17 protein-coding genes are annotated in these 16,629 nt (G+C 71.9%); 10 read left to right on the top strand and 7 right to left on the bottom strand.

The window, feature by feature from the left end:
* The first annotated feature begins 11 nt into the window (after window positions 1–11).
* The 3 genes from ACFPP6_RS20390 to ACFPP6_RS20380 all read left to right on the top strand — a co-directional run bounded on the left by ACFPP6_RS20390 (window position 12) and on the right by ACFPP6_RS20380 (window position 2,612).
* Window positions 12–1,016, top strand: a complete 1,005-nt coding sequence (locus ACFPP6_RS20390; protein WP_382044252.1) for a glutamate ABC transporter substrate-binding protein — start codon at window positions 12–14, stop codon at window positions 1,014–1,016.
* A gap of 88 nt (window positions 1,017–1,104) precedes the next feature.
* On the top strand, window positions 1,105–1,749 hold the full coding sequence (locus ACFPP6_RS20385) for an amino acid ABC transporter permease (RefSeq protein WP_382044250.1): 645 nt from the start codon (window positions 1,105–1,107) through the stop codon (window positions 1,747–1,749).
* On the top strand, window positions 1,746–2,612 hold the full coding sequence (locus ACFPP6_RS20380) for an amino acid ABC transporter permease (RefSeq protein ID WP_382044247.1): 867 nt from the start codon (window positions 1,746–1,748) through the stop codon (window positions 2,610–2,612). The genes ACFPP6_RS20385 and ACFPP6_RS20380 overlap by 4 nt, the downstream gene beginning before the upstream one ends.
* Window positions 2,613–2,624: 12 nt before the next feature.
* On the opposite strand, the gene ACFPP6_RS20375 is transcribed toward ACFPP6_RS20380, so the two are convergent.
* The 3 genes from ACFPP6_RS20375 to ACFPP6_RS20365 form a co-directional block, all read right to left on the bottom strand.
* Window positions 2,625–2,990, bottom strand: a complete 366-nt coding sequence (locus ACFPP6_RS20375; RefSeq protein WP_382044245.1) for a cupredoxin domain-containing protein — start codon at window positions 2,988–2,990, stop codon at window positions 2,625–2,627.
* 155 nt (window positions 2,991–3,145) lie between these two features.
* On the bottom strand, window positions 3,146–4,336 hold the full coding sequence (locus tag ACFPP6_RS20370; protein ID WP_382044242.1) for a globin domain-containing protein: 1,191 nt from the start codon (window positions 4,334–4,336) through the stop codon (window positions 3,146–3,148).
* A gap of 76 nt (window positions 4,337–4,412) precedes the next feature.
* Window positions 4,413–4,853: an RrF2 family transcriptional regulator gene (locus ACFPP6_RS20365; RefSeq protein WP_382044239.1), complete on the bottom strand. Its 441-nt coding sequence runs from the start codon at window positions 4,851–4,853 to the stop codon at window positions 4,413–4,415.
* A gap of 136 nt (window positions 4,854–4,989) precedes the next feature.
* Here ACFPP6_RS20365 and ACFPP6_RS20360 point away from each other — a divergent pair, with 136 nt between their 5' ends.
* The 3 genes from ACFPP6_RS20360 (at window position 4,990) to ACFPP6_RS20350 (ending at window position 9,433) form a co-directional block, all read left to right on the top strand.
* Window positions 4,990–5,892: an SGNH/GDSL hydrolase family protein gene (locus ACFPP6_RS20360; RefSeq protein ID WP_382044236.1), complete on the top strand. Its 903-nt coding sequence runs from the start codon at window positions 4,990–4,992 to the stop codon at window positions 5,890–5,892.
* A 566-nt stretch (window positions 5,893–6,458) separates the two neighbouring features.
* A complete protein-coding gene (gene ggt / locus ACFPP6_RS20355; RefSeq protein WP_382044233.1) occupies window positions 6,459–8,309 on the top strand; it encodes a gamma-glutamyltransferase in 1,851 nt (616 codons plus the stop codon).
* A 128-nt stretch (window positions 8,310–8,437) separates the two neighbouring features.
* A complete protein-coding gene (locus ACFPP6_RS20350; RefSeq protein ID WP_382044230.1) occupies window positions 8,438–9,433 on the top strand; it encodes a ligand-gated ion channel in 996 nt (331 codons plus the stop codon).
* An 8-nt stretch (window positions 9,434–9,441) separates the two neighbouring features.
* Here the strand turns inward: ACFPP6_RS20350 and ACFPP6_RS20345 are convergent, their stop codons facing one another.
* The 3 genes from ACFPP6_RS20345 to ACFPP6_RS20335 are packed head-to-tail and all read right to left on the bottom strand — an operon-like array spanning window position 9,442 to window position 10,605.
* Complete coding sequence (locus ACFPP6_RS20345) at window positions 9,442–9,993, bottom strand: isochorismatase family protein (RefSeq protein ID WP_382044227.1); 552 nt, start codon at window positions 9,991–9,993, stop codon at window positions 9,442–9,444.
* Between the two features lie 22 nt (window positions 9,994–10,015).
* Window positions 10,016–10,159 carry a hypothetical protein gene (locus tag ACFPP6_RS20340; RefSeq protein WP_382044224.1) on the bottom strand — a complete coding sequence of 48 codons (144 nt, stop codon included), beginning with the start codon at window positions 10,157–10,159 and terminating at the stop codon, window positions 10,016–10,018.
* Complete coding sequence (locus tag ACFPP6_RS20335) at window positions 10,156–10,605, bottom strand: MarR family winged helix-turn-helix transcriptional regulator (protein WP_382044222.1); 450 nt, start codon at window positions 10,603–10,605, stop codon at window positions 10,156–10,158. The genes ACFPP6_RS20340 and ACFPP6_RS20335 overlap by 4 nt, the downstream gene beginning before the upstream one ends.
* Window positions 10,606–10,797: 192 nt before the next feature.
* Between ACFPP6_RS20335 and ACFPP6_RS20330 the strand changes: the two genes are divergently transcribed.
* Genes ACFPP6_RS20330 through ACFPP6_RS20315 form a run of 4 tightly spaced genes read left to right on the top strand, consistent with a single transcriptional unit; the run spans window position 10,798 to window position 15,413 of the window.
* Window positions 10,798–11,640 (top strand): nitrilase-related carbon-nitrogen hydrolase, encoded by an 843-nt coding sequence (locus ACFPP6_RS20330; RefSeq protein ID WP_382044219.1) that lies wholly within the window; start codon window positions 10,798–10,800, stop codon window positions 11,638–11,640.
* The gene (locus ACFPP6_RS20325; RefSeq protein WP_382044217.1) at window positions 11,637–12,977 is read left to right on the top strand and encodes an aspartate aminotransferase family protein; all 1,341 of its coding nucleotides are present in this window, start codon (window positions 11,637–11,639) and stop codon (window positions 12,975–12,977) included. Before ACFPP6_RS20330 ends, ACFPP6_RS20325 begins: the two co-directional genes overlap by 4 nt.
* Window positions 12,974–14,374: a dihydropyrimidinase gene (gene hydA, locus ACFPP6_RS20320; protein WP_382044214.1), complete on the top strand. Its 1,401-nt coding sequence runs from the start codon at window positions 12,974–12,976 to the stop codon at window positions 14,372–14,374. Before ACFPP6_RS20325 ends, hydA begins: the two co-directional genes overlap by 4 nt.
* Window positions 14,375–14,414: 40 nt before the next feature.
* The gene (locus tag ACFPP6_RS20315) at window positions 14,415–15,413 is read left to right on the top strand and encodes a TIGR03842 family LLM class F420-dependent oxidoreductase (RefSeq protein ID WP_382044211.1); all 999 of its coding nucleotides are present in this window, start codon (window positions 14,415–14,417) and stop codon (window positions 15,411–15,413) included.
* A 97-nt stretch (window positions 15,414–15,510) separates the two neighbouring features.
* Here the strand turns inward: ACFPP6_RS20315 and ACFPP6_RS20310 are convergent, their stop codons facing one another.
* Window positions 15,511–16,566: a lipoate--protein ligase family protein gene (locus ACFPP6_RS20310; RefSeq protein ID WP_382044208.1), complete on the bottom strand. Its 1,056-nt coding sequence runs from the start codon at window positions 16,564–16,566 to the stop codon at window positions 15,511–15,513.
* Between the last annotated feature and the right edge of the window lie 63 nt (window positions 16,567–16,629).

The following is a 16,629-nucleotide window of genomic DNA, read 5'->3' as shown; positions in this document are numbered from 1 at the left end:
GTGCTGCGCACATGAACAGGCAAGGGAACCGGAACAGGCAAGGGAACGGGCGGGGGAGCAGGCAGGAGAACGGGCAAGGCAACCGGCACCTTCCGGGAGCCCGCACGCGGGGCCGCCGAGCCGCCGGCGGCCTGGTCCTCGCCGGGCTCGCCCTGCTCGCCGCCGCCTGCGGCAAGCCCGGCAGCCCGCCCGTCAAGGGCCCCAAACCCGAAGAACTGCCCGTCTACACGGTCGACAAGGGCTTCCAGCTCCCCGGCTCGCCCACCTGGCGGGCCGCGAAGGCCCGCGGCCACCTGGTCGTCGGCGCCAAGGAGGACCAGCCGTACCTGGGCGAGAAGGACCCCGCCACCGGCGTCTACTCCGGCTACGACATCGAGATCGCCCGCATGATGTCCGCCTCCCTGGGCTTCGACCCCAAGACCATCCGGTTCCGCACCATCGCCTCCGCCAACCGCGAAACCGCCCTCCAGAACGGCCAGATCGACTACTACGTCGGCACCTACACCATCAACGCCCTGCGCAAGAAGCAGGTCGGCTTCGCCGGGCCGTACTACATCGCCGGGCAGTCGCTGCTGGTCCGCACCGACGAGACGGACATCAACGGGCCCCAGGACCTGGCGGGCAAGCGCGTCTGCTCGGCCGCCGGCTCCACCCCGCTGCAGCGCATCCAGCGCGAGTACCCCAAGGCCATCGCCGTCGCCTACGACACCTACTCGGTCTGCGTGGACAACCTCCTCAGCCTCCAGGTCGACGCCGTCACCACCGACGACACCATCCTCATGGGTTTCGCGGCCAAGGCCCCCGACGAGCTGAAGATCGCCGGGAAGCCCTTCTCCAAGGAGCCCTACGGCATCGGCGTGCCCCGCGGCGACAACGCCCTGCGCTTCGCCCTGGACGACGCGATCCAGGCGCACGAGAAGAACGGCGACTGGAAGAAGGCGTACGACGCGACGCTCGGCCTCTCCGGGGTGCCCGCCCCGGCGCCGCCCGCCGTCGACCGCTACCCGGCGAGCTGAGGAGCCCCGTGCTGCATTCTCCCGGGGAACACCCCCCGATCCTCCGGCCGGAACGGCCCGCCCGTCACCTCACCGGGAGGCGCCCGCTGTGAACGTACTCACCGACAACCTCTCCCTCTACGGGGACGGCCTCCTCGGCACCGTGGAACTCACCGTCTACGCCTCGCTGCTCGCCCTCGTCCTGGGTTTCGTGATGGCCTCCTTCCGGGTCGCCCCCGTCGGCTCCCTGCGGGTCTTCGGCACGGTGTGGGTGACGGTGCTGCGCAACACCCCGCTGACGCTGCTGTTCTTCGCGGTGCTGCTCGGCCTGCCGCGCTTCGGCGTCGTCCTGCCCTTCGAGCTGTTCGCCGTCCTCGCCCTCGGCTGCTACACCTCGGCCTTCATCTGCGAGGCCCTGCGCTCGGGCATCAACACCGTGCCGACCGGGCAGGGCGAGGCGGCCCGCAGCCTGGGCATGACCTTCGCGCAGACCCTGAGCCTCGTCGTGCTGCCGCAGGCCTTCCGCTCCGTCATCCCGCCGGTCGGCTCCACCCTGATCGCGCTCGCCAAGAACTCCGCGATCGCCGGGTCCTTCAGCGTGACCGAGCTCCTCGGCACGTACAAGCCGCTCAACGAGCTCGGCTACAGCGTCATCTGGTCCTTCATCTGGATCGCCGTCGGCTATCTGATCGTCACCCTGTCCATCAGCGCGATCTTCAACGTGCTGGAGAAGCGCTGGGGAGTACCCCGATGACCGACACCGCGCTCTACGACATCCCGGGGCCGATGGCCCGGCGGCGCCACCTGATCTACGGACTGGTCTCCACCGCCGTGATCCTGGGGATCGTCGCCGGGGTGATCTACCTGCTGTTCGACACCCACCAGTTCACGGCGGAGAAGTGGCGGCCCTTCGCGTACGAGGGCATCCAGGAGCTGCTGCTGCGCGGCCTCGGCAACACGCTCAAGGCCTTCGCCTTCGCCGCCGTGCTCTCCCTCGCCCTCGGCGGGCTGCTCGCCGCGGGCCGGCTGTCCGAGCACCGGATCCTGCGCTGGACCGCCACGCTCCTCGTGGAGTTCTTCCGGGCCATGCCGGTCCTGGTCATGATCTTCTTCGTCTTCGTGGCCCTCAAGGTCCAGCCCCTGCCGGCCCTCGTCACCGGGCTCACCCTCTACAACGGCTCGGTGCTCGCCGAGGTCTTCCGCAGCGGGGTGAACTCCGTCGACCGCGGCCAGCGGGAGGCGGCGTACGCCCTCGGGATGCGCAAGACGCAGGTGATGACCCACGTCCTCGTGCCGCAGGCGGTCCGCGCCATGCTGCCGACGATCATCAGCCAGCTGGTGGTGGCGCTCAAGGACACCTCTCTGGGCTTCCTGATCACCTACGAGGAGTTCCTGCACGCGGGCAAGCTCATCGCCAGCAACCTCGACTACGGGCTGCCGTTCATCCCCGTCGTCATGGTCATCTCCCCGATCTACATCGGCATGTGCATGCTCCTGTCGTGGTTCGCGACGTGGGTCGCCAAGCGCCAGCGCCGCAGCCCGAAGACGGAGGCGGTGGAGGTCGCCCCGGCGGAGCCCGGCACCCTGCTGCCGGGCACCGGGCAGATCCATCCGTGACGCTCGCGGCGGCTACTGGACGGTGATGGTGCCCGTCATACCGAGCCCGGCGTGCGGGGTGCAGTGGTAGGGGAAGGTCCCCGGGGTGTTGAAGGACACGGGCGGGGACGACTGGCCGGGGCCGACGGTGAAGTCCCAGCGCGGTGCGTCGGACGTGGTGGTGTGCGTGCTGCCGCTGTTGTTGACCCAGGTGACCGTGTCACCGGCGTTGACCGTCAGCGTCTGCGGGACGAACTGGAAGTTCACCATCGAGACCGTGCGCGCGGCGAAGGGCTTGCTCTCGGCGGCTGTGGGGCCGGCCATGAGAGCCCCCAGCGAGAGGGCTGCGAGCAGGGTGGTGAGGAGGCGGAGGAGCGAACGGGCGGATGAGTGCGGCATGAGAGCCCTCCTCGGACGTGAGTGCGATGACTCTTCCCTCCGGCCGACCGGAGAACCGCCCGTCACTCGAAGGTGCTAACGAATAGGGGAGCGGGTGTACGGATGAGGCGCCGGTGGGTGACGGCGCCTCATCGATGGCTCGCGGTCCCTGCCGGTCAGGTGTCCTGCCCGAGCCACAGGTCCGGGCCGAAGACCTCGTAGTGGATGTCCGCGGCCGCGACCCCCGCCGCCAGGAGCTGCGTACGGGCCGAGCGGAGGAAGGGCAGCGGGCCGCAGAGGTAGGCCGTGGTGCCCACGGGGATGTCGATGCGGGAGAGGTCGGCGTAACCGGTGCGGTCGGCGGGCCAGTCGCCCTCGGGCTGCTCGTACCAGATGTGCGCGACCGCGTCGGGGAGCTTCTCCGTGAGCCGCAGCAGGTCGGTGCGGAAGGCGTGGGTGGCCTCGCTGCGGTCGGCGTGGACGGCGATCACGCGGCGGCGCGAGCCGGTCGCGGCCAGGTGGGAGAGCATCCCGGTCATCGGGGTGCACCCGATGCCGGCGGAGGCCAGCAGGACGGGGGAGGTGCCGTCGTCGAGGGCCACGTCCCCGCAGGGCGCGCCGATCATCAGCGTGGTGCCCACGCGCGCGTGGTCGTGGAGGTGGTGGGAGACCTCGCCGTCCGGGTCGCCGGTCACGCGCTTGACGGAGAACTGCAGGGCGTCGTCGGGGTGGCCGGAAAGGCTGTACTGGCGGATCTGCCGCGCGCCGTCCGCGAGCTCCGTCCGGACCGAGACGTACTGCCCGGGGCGGGCGGCGGGCAGCGGGCGGCCGTCCAGCGGCTGGACCAGGAAGGTCGTGACCTCCGCGGTCTCCTCGATGCGGCCGGTGACGCGGTACGGGCGGAAGACGTCCCCGGCGGCGGCGCCGGCCTGCTCGTACAGGCGGGCCTCCAGGGCGATGAGGGCGTTGGCCATCAGCCAGTAGACCTCGTCCCAGGCGGCCGCCACCTCCTCGGTGACCGCCTCGCCCAGCACCTCCGCGATGGCGGCGAAGAGGTGCAGGTGGACGACGTGGTACTGCGCGGGGGCGATCCCCAGCGAGACGTGCTTGTGGGCGATGCGCGAGAGCATCGCGTCGGGGCGGGTCCCCGGGTGCTCGAGCAGGGCGGTCGCGAAGGCGGCTATGGAGCCTGCGAGGGCCTGCTGCTGGGTGCCGTTCGCCTGGTTGCCGCGGTTGAAGAGGTCGCGCAGGAGCTCGGGGTGGGCGGCGAAGAGCTTGTCGTAGAAGAGCGGCGTGATCTCGCCGATGGCGCCGCCGACGGCGGGGAGGGTGGCGCGGACGATCTCGGTCGACTTGGGGGACAGCATCGGCGCTCCTTAATAGGCATCTTGAATGCGTATTTTTGATCGTGCGAAGGGCCACGGGGAGGGGAGGGGAGGGGCTTCAGTCCTGCGGCTTCGTGCCGAGGCTCAGCAGGACCGGCCCGGTCGGCGGGCCGGTCAGCTCCTCGACCGTGAGGGGGTCCAGGGCGGCGTAGAACGCCTCCTGTGCGTTCCGCAGGGCCCCGCGCAGCCGGCAGGCCGCGCGCAGAGGGCAGGGTGGATCGTCCTCGCAGCCGACGACGTCGCCGGTGCCTTCGAGCTCGCGCACCAGCCGGCCGACAGAGCCTGTCCGTCCGGCGGTGGTGAGGGTGAGTCCGCCGCCGCGGCCCCGGCGGGCCTCGACGACGCCCAGGTGCTGCATCCTGCTGACCACCTTGGCGGCATGGGTGTACGGCACGCCGACCGCCTCGGCCACCTCGCGGGTGGTCGGGCTGTCGTCGCCGGTCACGGCCAGGCGCATGGCGATGCGCAGCGCTATGTCGGTGCTCTTGGTCAATCGCACATCTGCACTCTACCTAATTCGAGTCTTGTACTCCAATTTAGCCTTGGGTTGTTAGTTGACAGACGGTCACCGCCCGGCGAGTCTGACGTCCGCGATCATCGCAAGACGTACACCGGACAATTTCATGGAGGCACTGGTGGCACACGCGCACAAACGTGGTGGGCGGTACGGGAAGGGACTCGCGGCGCTCGGCGTGGCGGCGGCCCTGGCGGCGTCCGTCGCCGGCACTGCGACGGCGGCGGACGCCGAGGCGACCGCGACCCCCGCGGGCGGCCAGCGCTACGTCGCCCTCGGCGACTCCTACACCTCCGCCCCCGGCGTCCCCGAGCAGAGCGGCGGCGACTGCGCCCGCTCCAGCGTCAACTACCCGGCGCTCACCGCGAAGGCCCTGCACCAGACGTCCTTCAAGGACGTCAGCTGCAGCGGCGCCAAGACCGACGACATGTGGCGCGCCCAGGGCGACAACCCGCCGCAGCTCAACGCGCTCGGCCCGAACACCCGCCTCGTCACGCTCGGCATCGGCGGCAACGACATCGGCTTCGGCGACATCATCGGCACCTGCGCCCAGCTGTCCGTCACCGACCCGGCCGGCGCCCCCTGCCGCACGAAGTACACCGAGGGCGGCACGGACCAGCTCACCGGCCGCATCGCCGATGCCGCGCCCAAGGTCGCCAAGGTGCTGAAGGACGTGCACAAGCGCGCCCCGCACGCGCGCGTGGTGCTCGTCGGCTACCCGGCGATCATGCCGGAGGACGGCGTCGGCTGCTTCCCGGCCGTGCCGATCGCCGCGGGCGACGTCCCGTACCTGCGGGACACCGAGAAGAAGCTCAACACGATGCTGCAGGGCGAGGCCCGCAAGGCCGGCGTCCGCTTCGCGGACACCTACAAGCCGACCCTCGGCCACGACGTGTGCAAGCCCACCGCGGACCGCTGGATCGAAGGTGCCCAGCCGGAGAACCCGGCCGCGCCGTTCCACCCCAACGCCAAGGGCGAGGCGGCCATGGCCACCGCGGTGACGTCGGCGGCCCGCGGCCGCTGACCCGCCGGCCACGAGCGCCGCACCGGGTCGCACCCGGCACCCCGCCGTCCCCCGACGGCCCGGGTGCCGGGCTTTTCCTTCCGCCGCAGCGGTGGCGTGCCACGACGGTGGTGTCCGGCGGTGCCGCACGGCCTGAGGCCGGTGCGGCACCGCCGTTCGCGTTGGGTGGGGGTTGCGCGCCGCGGCGGCGGGGGTGACTTGTTGCGGGGGGGCGAGTGCGCAAGCCGTCTCCTCTCGCCGCGACGGCGGCGCGCCACGACGGTGGTGTCCGGCGGTGCCGTACAGGCCGAGGCCGGTGCGGCATTGCCGGTCGCGGCGGTGGGAGTGGCTTGTTGCGGAGGTTTCTGCGCGTGCGCAGGCTTTTCCTTCCGCCGCAGCCGTGGCGCGCCACGACGGCGATGTTCGGCGGTGCCGTACAGGCCGAGGCCGGTGCGGCACCGCCGTTCGCGCGGTGGGTGAAGTCGGCGCACGGGCCGCACCGTCGGCGCCGCCGATTGCGTCCGGTGGGGTTGCGCGACGTGGCGGCGGGGGTAGGCTCCGGGGCCCGCTCGCCGCTTGGAGGCAGAATGGCCCGCCCGAGAACGAAGAAGCCATCCCACCGACGTCTGCCCGTACTCGCCGCGGCGGCCTCGCTGGTCGTCGGACTCGGCGCCCTCCCGGCCGCCGCCCAGCCCGGCGGCCCGGCCGCCGAGCCCGGCCGCGCCCCCGCCAAGACCCCCGTCGCCGCCGGCTACGGCGGCGCCGTGGCCAGCGTCGACGCCGACGCCTCGGCCGCCGGCATCGAAGTGCTCCGCAAGGGCGGCAACGCCGTCGACGCCGCCGTGGCGACCGCGGCCGCACTCGGCGTCACCGAGCCGTACTCCGCGGGCATCGGCGGGGGCGGCTACTTCGTCCACTACGACGCGAAGCGGCGCCAGGTCTCCACCATCGACGGCCGCGAACGCGCCCCGCTGAGCGCGGACAAGGACCTCTTCCTGGAGAAGGGGAAACCGGTCCCCTTCGCCGACGCCGTCACCAGCGGCCTGAGCGTCGGCACCCCCGGCACCCCCGCCACCTGGGACACCGCCCTGCGCACCTGGGGCACCCGCTCGCTCGCCCAGCTGCTGCGGCCCGCCGAGCGCATCGCGCGCTCGGGCTTCACCGTCGACGCCACCTTCCGTCAGCAGACGGCCGACAACGAGGCCCGCTTCAAGGACTTCCCGGCGACGGCGAAGCTCTTCCTGCCCGGCGGCCGCCCGCCCGCCGTCGGCAGCACCCTCAAGAACCCCGACCTCGCCCGCACTTACGCGCTGCTGGGCGAGCGCGGCGTCGGCGCCCTGTACCGCGGCGAGGTGGGCCGCGACATCGTCCGGACCGTGCGCAAGCCGCCCGTCGACCCCGCCTCCGGGCGCGTGGCCCGCCCCGGCGACCTGACCGAGCGGGACCTGCGGGCGTACGCGGCGAAGCGCCAGGCGCCGACCCGCACGTCCTACCGCGGCCTGGACGTCTACGGCATCGGCCCCTCGTCCTCCGGCGGCACGACGGTCGCCGAGGCCCTCAACATCCTGGAGAAGAGCGACGTTTCGAAGCTCGACGCGAAGACCTACCTGCACCGCTACATCGAGGCCGGCAGGATCGCCTTCGCCGACCGCAACCGCTGGGTGGGCGACCCGGCCTTCGAGTCCGTGCCCACCAAGGCCCTCACCTCCCAGCGCTACGCGGACTCGCGCGCGTGCCTGATCAAGGACGGCGCGGTGCTCACCAGCCCGCTGGCGCCCGGCGACCCGCGCCGCCCGGTGCCCTGCGGCACCCACGGCAAGGCCGCACCCACGCCCTACGAGGGCGAGCACACCACCCACCTGACGGTGGCCGACAAGTGGGGCAACGTCGTCGCCTACACGCTCACCATCGAGCAGACCGGCGGCAGCGGCATCACCGTCCCCGGCCGCGGCTTCCTGCTCAACAACGAGCTGACCGACTTCTCCTTCGTCCCCGTCACCCCGGGCGTCCACGACCCGAACCTGCCCGGTCCGGGCAAGCGCCCGCGCTCGTCGGTGTCGCCCACGATCGTCCTCGACCACGGGCGGCCCGCGTTCGCCCTCGGCTCGCCCGGCGGCGCCACGATCATCACCACGGTGCTGCAGACCCTCCTCAACCACGTCGACCGCGGGATGCCGCTCGTCGACGCGATCGCGGCGCCGCGCGCGAGCCAGCGCAACGCCGCCGCCACCGAGCTGGAACCCGGCCTGTGGAACAGCCCGCTGCGCGGCCGCCTGGAGGGCATCGGGCACGCTTTCAAGCTCAACCCCGAGATCGGCGCGGCGACCGGCGTCCAGCTCCTGCCGGACGGACGGTGGGCGGCCGCAGCCGAACGGACCCGGCGCGGCGGGGGCTCGGCGATGGTGGTGCACCCGAGCGGCAAGCCGCCGGTGCGCTGAAATGCGCCCGGGCGGGTGAGGGAGGAGGGTGAATCACCGGCCCCCGTTCCGGTCAGGATCACCGGCATATGGCTGTGCACTGTGGGGAAACCATTGGCCTGCGCCGGGCTCTCACCCGCGTCCCGGGCATGCTGGCAGCGCTGTTCGGCGCGCTCGCGGCGTGGCTGCTCGGCAGTCCCGCCGCGAGCGCGGCGGAGCCGAACACCTGCCGGACCGGCGCCTACCTCAGCGATCTCTACGGCCTCGACCCCGTCGGGCACACCTTCGGGGCACGGGTGACGGTGTGGAGCGTCTGCCCGCGGCGCGAACTGGACCCGCTGCCCGGCGTGGCGTTCAGCAACTACAACGACGACCTGGAGCGGAGCAAACCGGAACTGACCAGCGAGAAGGGCATGTTCCGGGACGTCGTCAGGATCCAGGGGACCTTCCGGCAGGACTGGGGCGTGCGGGCCTTCCCCTTCGACCGCCACCGCATCGAAATCAAGATCACCTCTCGTAAAGAGGCCGACCAGTTCCGCTTCGTGGCCGACAACGAGGACTCCGGGGTGAACTCCGGGATCGCGCCGCCCGGCTGGCGGATCACCGGCTTCCGGCTCGTCGCGGCCGACCGCCACTTCCCCACCAACTTCGGCGACGCCACCCTCCCCAGGGGCAAGGGCAGCACGCGCAGCCGGCTGCTCGTCCAGATCTCCCTGTCGCGCAGCGACCCCGTCATCTTCTGGAAGCTGACGGGCCCGCTCTACCTGATGCTGCTCATCGGCACCGCCACCTTCCTGCTGCCCTCGCACAGTGAGCAACTGGGCATGGGGGAGAAGCTCGACTCGATGCAGAGCCGGCTGTCCCTGCTGGGCGGCGGACTGTTCGTCGTCATGATCAACATGCAGCAGGTGAACACGGTCATCACCAGCACCGTGGGGCTCACGCTCATCGACGCGCTGCACCTGCTCACGCTCGTCTACGTGCTGCTGGCCGTGGTCGCCACCGTGCTGTTCTGGCGCTGGACCGTCCGCGGCGGCGACCCGGAGCGCGTCGAGAAGCTGCACCACCGCGGTGCGGTCATCGCCCTCGCGGCGTACGCGGCCGTCGCCGGGGCGATGGTCGCGTACGCCGCCTATGTGGGTTAGCCGCCGCGTCAGCCCAGCAGCTCGATCACCTCGTCCGTCGTACCGGTCTCCGCCAGCCGCGGCAGGACCTTCTCCACGGCGATGCGGTGCACCTCCGGGTCGGGGTCGGTGACGGCGTCGGTCACGACCGTCACGTGGTAGCCGTGCTCGTGGGCGGCGCGCGCGGTGGACTCCACGCCCGCGCCCGTGGCGATGCCCGCGAGGACGATCTGGGTGACGCCGCGGCGTCGCAGATGCAGGTCCAGGTCGGTGGCGTGGAACGCGCCCCAGGTGTGCTTGGTGACCACGATGTCGCCCTCCTCCCGGCCGAGTTCGGGCACGAGGTCGGCGAAATCGGCCGGCGGGCGCCCGTCGCGCAGGGGCGCCTCGGAGCGGCCGGGGGCGGTGCCGACGACGCGGACGAGGACGACCGGCAGGCCGCGGTCGCGGAAGGCGGCGGCCAGGCGCGCGCCGCGCTCGACGATCTCCCGGGCGGGGTGGGCGGTGGGCATCGCAACGATGCCCTTCTGGAGGTCGGTGAGCACGAGGGCGGTGGTGGTGTCGAGGGTGGTGACGGGCATGGCCGTGGGCTCCGTTTCGGGGTCAGGTGCGGGTACGCGCGCGAAGGGGCGCGGAGGAGGTGCAGCCGCGGGCTTCCTCCAGCCATTGGGCGTATCCGTACAGGGCGCAGTGGATCGCCAGGCAGACGAGCCCGTGGCGCAGGCAGGTGCGGCCTTGAGGCTTCACTCCTCCACCAGGCGCTTGAGCAGGAGGGCGGCGTCGGCGAGGGTCCGCTGCTCGTCCGGGGCGAGCCGGTGGGCGATGGCGTCGGCGAGCCAGGCGTGCTTGGAGTGCCGTACGGAGGCGACGGCCTCTTCGCCGTCCCCGGTGAGGGAGAACAGGACCCGGCGTCCGTCCGTGGGATGCGGGGAGCGGGCGACCAGGCCCAGCTCCTCCAGCCTGGCGACGATGACGCGCATGGACTGCGGCCGGACGAGCTCCGCGCGGGCCAGGTCCGCGGTGGTGGCGGGCCCGCCGTTGGCGAGGCGGCCCAGGACCGTGCGCTGGGAGGGGGTGAGGGAGCCCTGCGGGGACGCCACGCGCAGGCGGCGCATGAGCTGGGAGACCGTCGCGGCCAGATCGGCGGCGGCGCGTTCCTGATCGGTTTCCTGGTCGGTTTCCTGGTCGGGCATGCGCCCACCGTAAATATCGACAGGCAAACTTGCAAGTTTGTCTGTCCTGTCTTGCGGGGGCCGGGTTATCCACAGGACGATCGATGGTCTTGCCGCGCGGCGTGCCGCGTCCTACGGTCGCAACCACACGTGGATCTACGCGTGTCAGCCTGGCCGGTCGGCCCGGCTGACGCCCCCGTGAAGGAGCAGCTCATGGCCAATGTCGTCCGCGCCGCTCTGGTCCAGGCCACCTGGACCGGCGACACCGAATCCATGCTCGCCAAGCACGAGGAGCACGCCCGCGCGGCCGCCGCCCAGGGCGCGCAGGTGATCGGGTTCCAGGAGGTCTTCAACGCCCCCTACTTCTGCCAGGTGCAGGAGAGCGAGCACTACCGCTGGGCCGAGCCCGTCCCCGACGGGCCCACGGTCCGCCGCATGCAGGAGCTGGCCCGCGAGACCGGCATGGTGATCGTCGTCCCCGTCTTCGAGACCGAGGGCCCCGGTTTCTACTACAACACCGCCGCCGTCATCGACGCCGACGGCCGCTACCTCGGCAAATACCGCAAGCACCACATCCCCCAGGTCAAGGGCTTCTGGGAGAAGTACTACTTCGCCCCGGGCAACCTCGGCTGGCCCGTCTTCGACACGGCCGTCGGCAAGGTCGGCGTCTACATCTGCTACGACCGCCACTTCCCCGAGGGCTGGCGCCAGCTCGGCCTCAACGGCGCCCAGCTCGTCTACAACCCCTCGGCCACCTCCCGCGGCCTCTCCGGCCACCTCTGGAAGCTGGAGCAGCCCGCCGCGGCCGTCGCCAACGAGTACTTCGTCGCCGCCATCAACCGCGTCGGCCGCGAGGAGTACGGCGACAACGACTTCTACGGCACCTCCTACTTCGTCGACCCCCGCGGGCAGTTCGTCGGTGACGTGGCGAGCGACACCAAGGAGGAACTCGTCGTCCGCGACCTGGACTTCGGCCTCATCGACGAGGTCCGGCAGCAGTGGGCCTTCTACCGCGACCGCCGGCCCGACGCCTACGACGGGCTGGTCCGGCCATGACCTCCGCGCCCGGGCCCGGGGGCTCCCCGGCCACCCACCTGCACGCCCGGCACCGCGCGGTGATGCCCGAGTGGCTCTCCCTCTACTACCGCGAACCCCTGGAGATCACCCACGGCGAGGGCCGGCACGTCTGGGACGCCCACGGCCGGCGCTACCTCGATTTCTTCGGCGGCATCCTCACCACCATGACCGCCCACGCCCTGCCCGAGGTCACCAAGGCCGTATCCGAGCAGGCCGGGCGCATTCTGCACACCTCCACCCTCTACCTCGACCGGCACATGGTCGAGCTCGCCGAGCGCATCGCCGCCCTCTCCGGCATCCCCGACGCCCGCGTCTTCTTCACCACCTCCGGCACCGAGGCCAACGACGCGGCCCTCCTGCTGGCCACCTCCTACCGCGGCTCCAACCAGATCCTGGCGATGCGCAACAGCTACCACGGCCGCTCCTTCTCCGCCGTGGGCATCACCGGCAACTCCGCCTGGTCGCCCACCAGCCTCTCGCCCCTCCAGACCCTCTACGTCCACGGCGGAGTGCGCACCTCCGGCCCCTACGCCCACCTGTCCGACGCCGCCTTCACCGCCGCCTGCGTCGCCGACCTCGAGGACATGCTCGGCCAGACCCACGGCCGGGTGGCGGCCCTGATCGCCGAACCGGTGCAGGGCGTCGGCGGGTTCACCTCCCCGCCCGACGGCTTCTACGCCGCCTTCCGCGAGGTCCTCGCCGCCCGCGGCATCCTCTGGATCACCGACGAGGTGCAGACCGGCTGGGGCCGCACCGGCGACCACTTCTGGGGCTGGCAGGCCCACGCCGAGCACGGCCCGCCCGACCTCCTCACCTTCGCCAAGGGCATCGGCAACGGCATGTCGGTCGGCGGCGTCGTCGCCCGCGCCGAGGTCATGAACTGCCTCGACGCCAACTCCATCTCCACCTTCGGCGGCAGCCCCGTCACCACGGCCGCCGGCCTCGCCAACCTCACCCACCTCCTGGAGCACGACCTCCAGGGCAACGCCCGCCGGGTCGGCGGCCTGCTCATCGAGCGGCTCCGCGCCGTCGCCGCCGGCTTCCCCGTCGTCCGCGAGGTGCGCGGCCGCGGCCTGATGATCGGCATCGAGCTGGTCGAGCACGACGGGTCGCCCTCGCCCGAAGCGGCCTCCCTCGCCCTCGAACTGGCCAGGGAGGAAGGCCTGCTGATCGGCAAGGGCGGCCGCGAGGCCAACGTCCTGCGCATCGCGCCTCCGCTGTCGCTCACCATCGCCGAGGCGGAGGAGGGGGCCGCCGCCCTCGAAACCGTGCTGCAGCAGGTGCAGTTCACCATCGCCGGAAAGGAACGGCCATGACCACGACGGCCATCCGCGGCGGCCTCGTCATCACCGCCGCCGAGGAGACCCGCGCCGACGTCCTCGTCGAGGACGGCAAGGTCGCGGCCCTCGCCGCGTCCGGCAGCGCCTTCGCCCAGGGCTGGCACGCCGACCGCACCCTGGACGCCACTGGGAAGTACGTCATCCCCGGCGGCGTCGACGCCCACACGCACCTCGACTTCCCCTTCGGCGGCACCGCCTCCTCCGACGACTTCGAGAGCGGCACCCGGGCCGCCGCCTGGGGCGGCACCACCACCATCGTCGACTTCGCCGTCCAGAGCCGCGGCCAGGCCCTGCGCGAAGGCCTCGACCGCTGGCACGCCAAAGCCGCCGGCCGCTGCGCCGTCGACTACGCCTTCCACATGATCCTCTCCGATGTGAACGAGGGCTCCCTGAAGGAGATGGACCTCCTCGTCGCCGAAGGGGTCACCTCCTTCAAGCTCTTCATGGCCTACCCCGGCGTCCTCTACAGCGACGACGGGCAGATCCTGCGCGCCATGCAGCGCGCCGCCGGCAACGGCGGGCTGATCATGATGCACGCCGAGAACGGCATCGCCATCGACGTCCTCGTCGAACAGGCCCTCGCCGCCGGGCACACCGACCCCCGCTACCACGGCGAGGTCCGCAAGGCGCTGCTGGAGGCCGAGGCCACCCACCGGGCGATCCAGCTCGCCCGCGTCGCCGGCAGCCCCCTGTACGTCGTGCACGTCTCGGCCGAGGAATCCGTCGCCGAGCTCGCGCAGGCCCGGGACAAGGGCCTGCCCGTCTTCGGCGAGACCTGCCCGCAGTACCTCTTCCTGTCCACCGACAACCTCGCCGAGCCGGGCTTCGAGGGCGCGAAATACGTCTGCTCCACGCCGCTGCGCCCCCGCGAGCACCAGGCCGCCCTCTGGCGCGGCCTGCGCACCGACGACCTCCAGGTCGTCTCCACCGACCACTGCCCGTTCTGCTTCTCCGGCCAGAAGGAGCTCGGCCGCGGCGACTTCTCGAAGATCCCCAACGGCCTGCCCGGCATCGAGAACCGCATGGACCTCCTGCACCAGGCCGTCGTCGACGGCCACATCACCCGCCGCCGCTGGATCGAGATCGCCTGCGCCGCCCCCGCCCGGATGTTCGGCCTCGCCCCGCACAAGGGCACCATCACCCCCGGCGGCGACGCCGACATCGTCATCTACGACCCGCACGCCGAGCAGACCCTCTCGGCCGCCACCCACCACATGAACGTCGACTACTCCGCCTACGAGGGCAAGCGCGTCACCGGACGCGTCGAGACCGTCCTCTCCCGCGGCGAAGCCGTCATCGAGGAGCGGAAGTTCACCGGACGCGCCGGCCACGGTCGCTACGTCCCCCGCGCCACCTGCCAGTACCTGACGTGAGACGCAATGACGCACCACGTATGACGTAAGGAGCACCGCCGTGGACTTCGGCCTCGTCCTGCAGACCGACCCGCCCGCCACCGCCGTCGTCGACCTGATGCGTCGCGCCGAGCGCTCGGGCTTCCGCTACGGCTGGACGTTCGACTCCTCCGTGCTGTGGCAGGAGCCGTTCGTCATCTACAGCCGCATCCTGGAGCACACCGAGCGGCTCGTCGTGGGGCCGATGGTCACCAACCCCTCCACCCGCACCCCCGAGGTCACCGCCTCCACCTTCGCCACCCTCAACGACATGTACGGCAACCGCACGGTGTGCGGCATCGGCCGGGGGGACTCCGCGATGCGGGTGGCCGGCCGCAAGCCCAACACCCTCGCCTCGCTGCGGGAGGCCATCCGCGTCATCCGCGACCTCGCCGAGGGCCGTGAGGCCGACGTCGGCGGCACGGCGCTGAAGATCCCCTGGATCCGGGACGGCAGGCTGCCCGTGTGGATGGCCGCCTACGGGCCGAAGGCCCTCGCCCTCGCGGGCCAGGAGGCCGACGGCTTCATCCTCCAGCTCGCCGACCCGTTCCTCACCGAATGGATGATCAAGCACGTGCGGGACGCCGCCGCCGAGGCCGGCCGGGACCCGGCCGCGGTCAGCATCTGCGTGGCCGCCCCCGCCTACGTGGGCGACGACCTCGCCCACGCCCGCGAGCAGTGCCGCTGGTTCGGGGGCATGGTCGGCAACCACGTCGCCGACCTGGTCGAGCGCTACGGCGAACACTCCGGCCTGGTGCCCGAGGCCCTCACGGCCTACATCAAGCAGCGCCACGGCTACGACTACAGCCACCACGGCCGCGCCGGGAACCCCTCCACCGACTTCGTCCCCGACGAGATCGTGGACCGCTTCTGCCTCCTGGGCCCCGTGGCGGCCCACCGCGAACGGCTGGAGCACCTGCGCGACCTCGGAGTGGACCAGTTCGCGGTCTACGCCATGCACGACGCGAAGGAGGCGACCATCGACGCCTACGGCGAGCACCTGATCCCCGCGCTGAGCTGAGTTGAGCTGAGCTGAACCGAGCCGAGGCGAGCGGGGTGGGCCCGCCCCGCCGGACCACGGCGCACGTGCCCGCCCACCGTCCGCCCGCCCACCGGCCCTACGGCACGCGCGCCGTCCACTCCGGAGAGGAGAACTTCGCCGCCGCCAGCTCCTGTGCCCGCGCCATCTCCTCGGGGGTGACCGAGGAGGCCGTCAGCCCGTACCGGCCCCGGAAGGACTCGATCATCTTCTCGATCACGTCGGCACGCGGCAGCCCGGTCTGGCGGCGCAGGGGGTCGACGCGCTTCTTCGCGCTCTTCGTCCCCTTGTCCGACAGCTTCTCCTTGCCGATGCGCAGCACGTCCAGCATCTTGTCCGCGTCGATGTCGTACGCCATCGTCACGTGATGGAGGACGGCCCCCGCGCTGCCCACCAGCCGCTTCTGCGCCGCGCCCGCGATCTTCCCCGACTCGGTGGCGATGTCGTTGAGCGGCTGGTACCAGGCCTTCACGCCCATGCCCTCCAGCGCGCCCAGCACCCAGTCGTCCAGGTAGGCGTAGCTGTCGGCGAAGGACAGGCCCTGCACCAGGGCGTCCGGCACGCACAGCGAGTAGGTGATGGTGTTGCCCGGCTCGATGAACATGGCCCCGCCGCCGCTGATCCGGCGCACCACCGTCATCCCGTGGCGCTCCGCGCCCTCCGGGTCCACCTCGTTGCGCAGCGACTGGAAGCTGCCGATGACCACCGCGGGGGAGCCCCACTCCCACACGCGCAGGGTCGGCGGCCGCCGTCCGGCCGCCACCTCGGCCGTGAGCACCTCGTCCAGCGCCATGTGCAGCGCGGGGGACTGGGGGCCGTCGTGGATCAGCTGCCACTCGTAGTCGGTCCAGTCCGTGGCCTGGGCCAGGGCCCGGCGCACCGCCACGCCCACCGCCTCGGCGGAGAAGCCGAACATGACCGTGCCCTCCGGCAGGGCCGCGTCGATGCGCGCCGCGAGCTGCGGGGCGGTCAGGTCGGCGGGCGCGCCCTCCAGGGCGCGGTTGATGTCGAGGAGCGCCTCGTCGGGTTCGAGGAAGAAGTCCCCGCCCACCCGTACGTCGCGCAGCACCCCGTCGGCGACGTCCAGGTCGACGACGACGAGCTTGCCGCCCGGCACCTTGTATTCACCGTGCACGGCGCATCCTCCAGCTTGTTTTCCCCGGCCGGCCCGGCTGCCGGCAGCGGAATCAACCGTAAC

Source organism: Streptomyces aureoversilis, from assembly GCF_042657885.1.
Lineage (GTDB): Bacteria > Actinomycetota > Actinomycetes > Streptomycetales > Streptomycetaceae > Streptomyces > Streptomyces aureoversilis.
Note: the sequence above shows the minus strand (reverse complement) of the source record. Positions and strands in the feature narration are given on the sequence as shown.

Bases quoted from the DNA above. Each gene is read 5' to 3' on its own strand.
- ACFPP6_RS20390 (WP_382044252.1), top strand. From the start codon at position 12: ATGAACAGGCAAGGGAACCGGAACAGGCAAGGGAACGGGCGGGGGAGC.
- ACFPP6_RS20380 (WP_382044247.1), top strand. From the start codon at position 1,746: ATGACCGACACCGCGCTCTACGACATCCCGGGGCCGATGGCCCGGCGG.
- ACFPP6_RS20375 (WP_382044245.1), bottom strand. From the start codon at position 2,990: ATGCCGCACTCATCCGCCCGTTCGCTCCTCCGCCTCCTCACCACCCTG.
- ACFPP6_RS20370 (WP_382044242.1), bottom strand. From the start codon at position 4,336: ATGCTGTCCCCCAAGTCGACCGAGATCGTCCGCGCCACCCTCCCCGCC.
- ggt (WP_382044233.1), top strand. From the start codon at position 6,459: ATGGCCCGCCCGAGAACGAAGAAGCCATCCCACCGACGTCTGCCCGTA.
- ACFPP6_RS20350 (WP_382044230.1), top strand. From the start codon at position 8,438: ATGCTGGCAGCGCTGTTCGGCGCGCTCGCGGCGTGGCTGCTCGGCAGT.
- ACFPP6_RS20345 (WP_382044227.1), bottom strand. From the start codon at position 9,993: ATGCCCGTCACCACCCTCGACACCACCACCGCCCTCGTGCTCACCGAC.
- ACFPP6_RS20335 (WP_382044222.1), bottom strand. From the start codon at position 10,605: ATGCCCGACCAGGAAACCGACCAGGAAACCGATCAGGAACGCGCCGCC.
- ACFPP6_RS20330 (WP_382044219.1), top strand. From the start codon at position 10,798: ATGGCCAATGTCGTCCGCGCCGCTCTGGTCCAGGCCACCTGGACCGGC.
- ACFPP6_RS20325 (WP_382044217.1), top strand. From the start codon at position 11,637: ATGACCTCCGCGCCCGGGCCCGGGGGCTCCCCGGCCACCCACCTGCAC.
- hydA (WP_382044214.1), top strand. From the start codon at position 12,974: ATGACCACGACGGCCATCCGCGGCGGCCTCGTCATCACCGCCGCCGAG.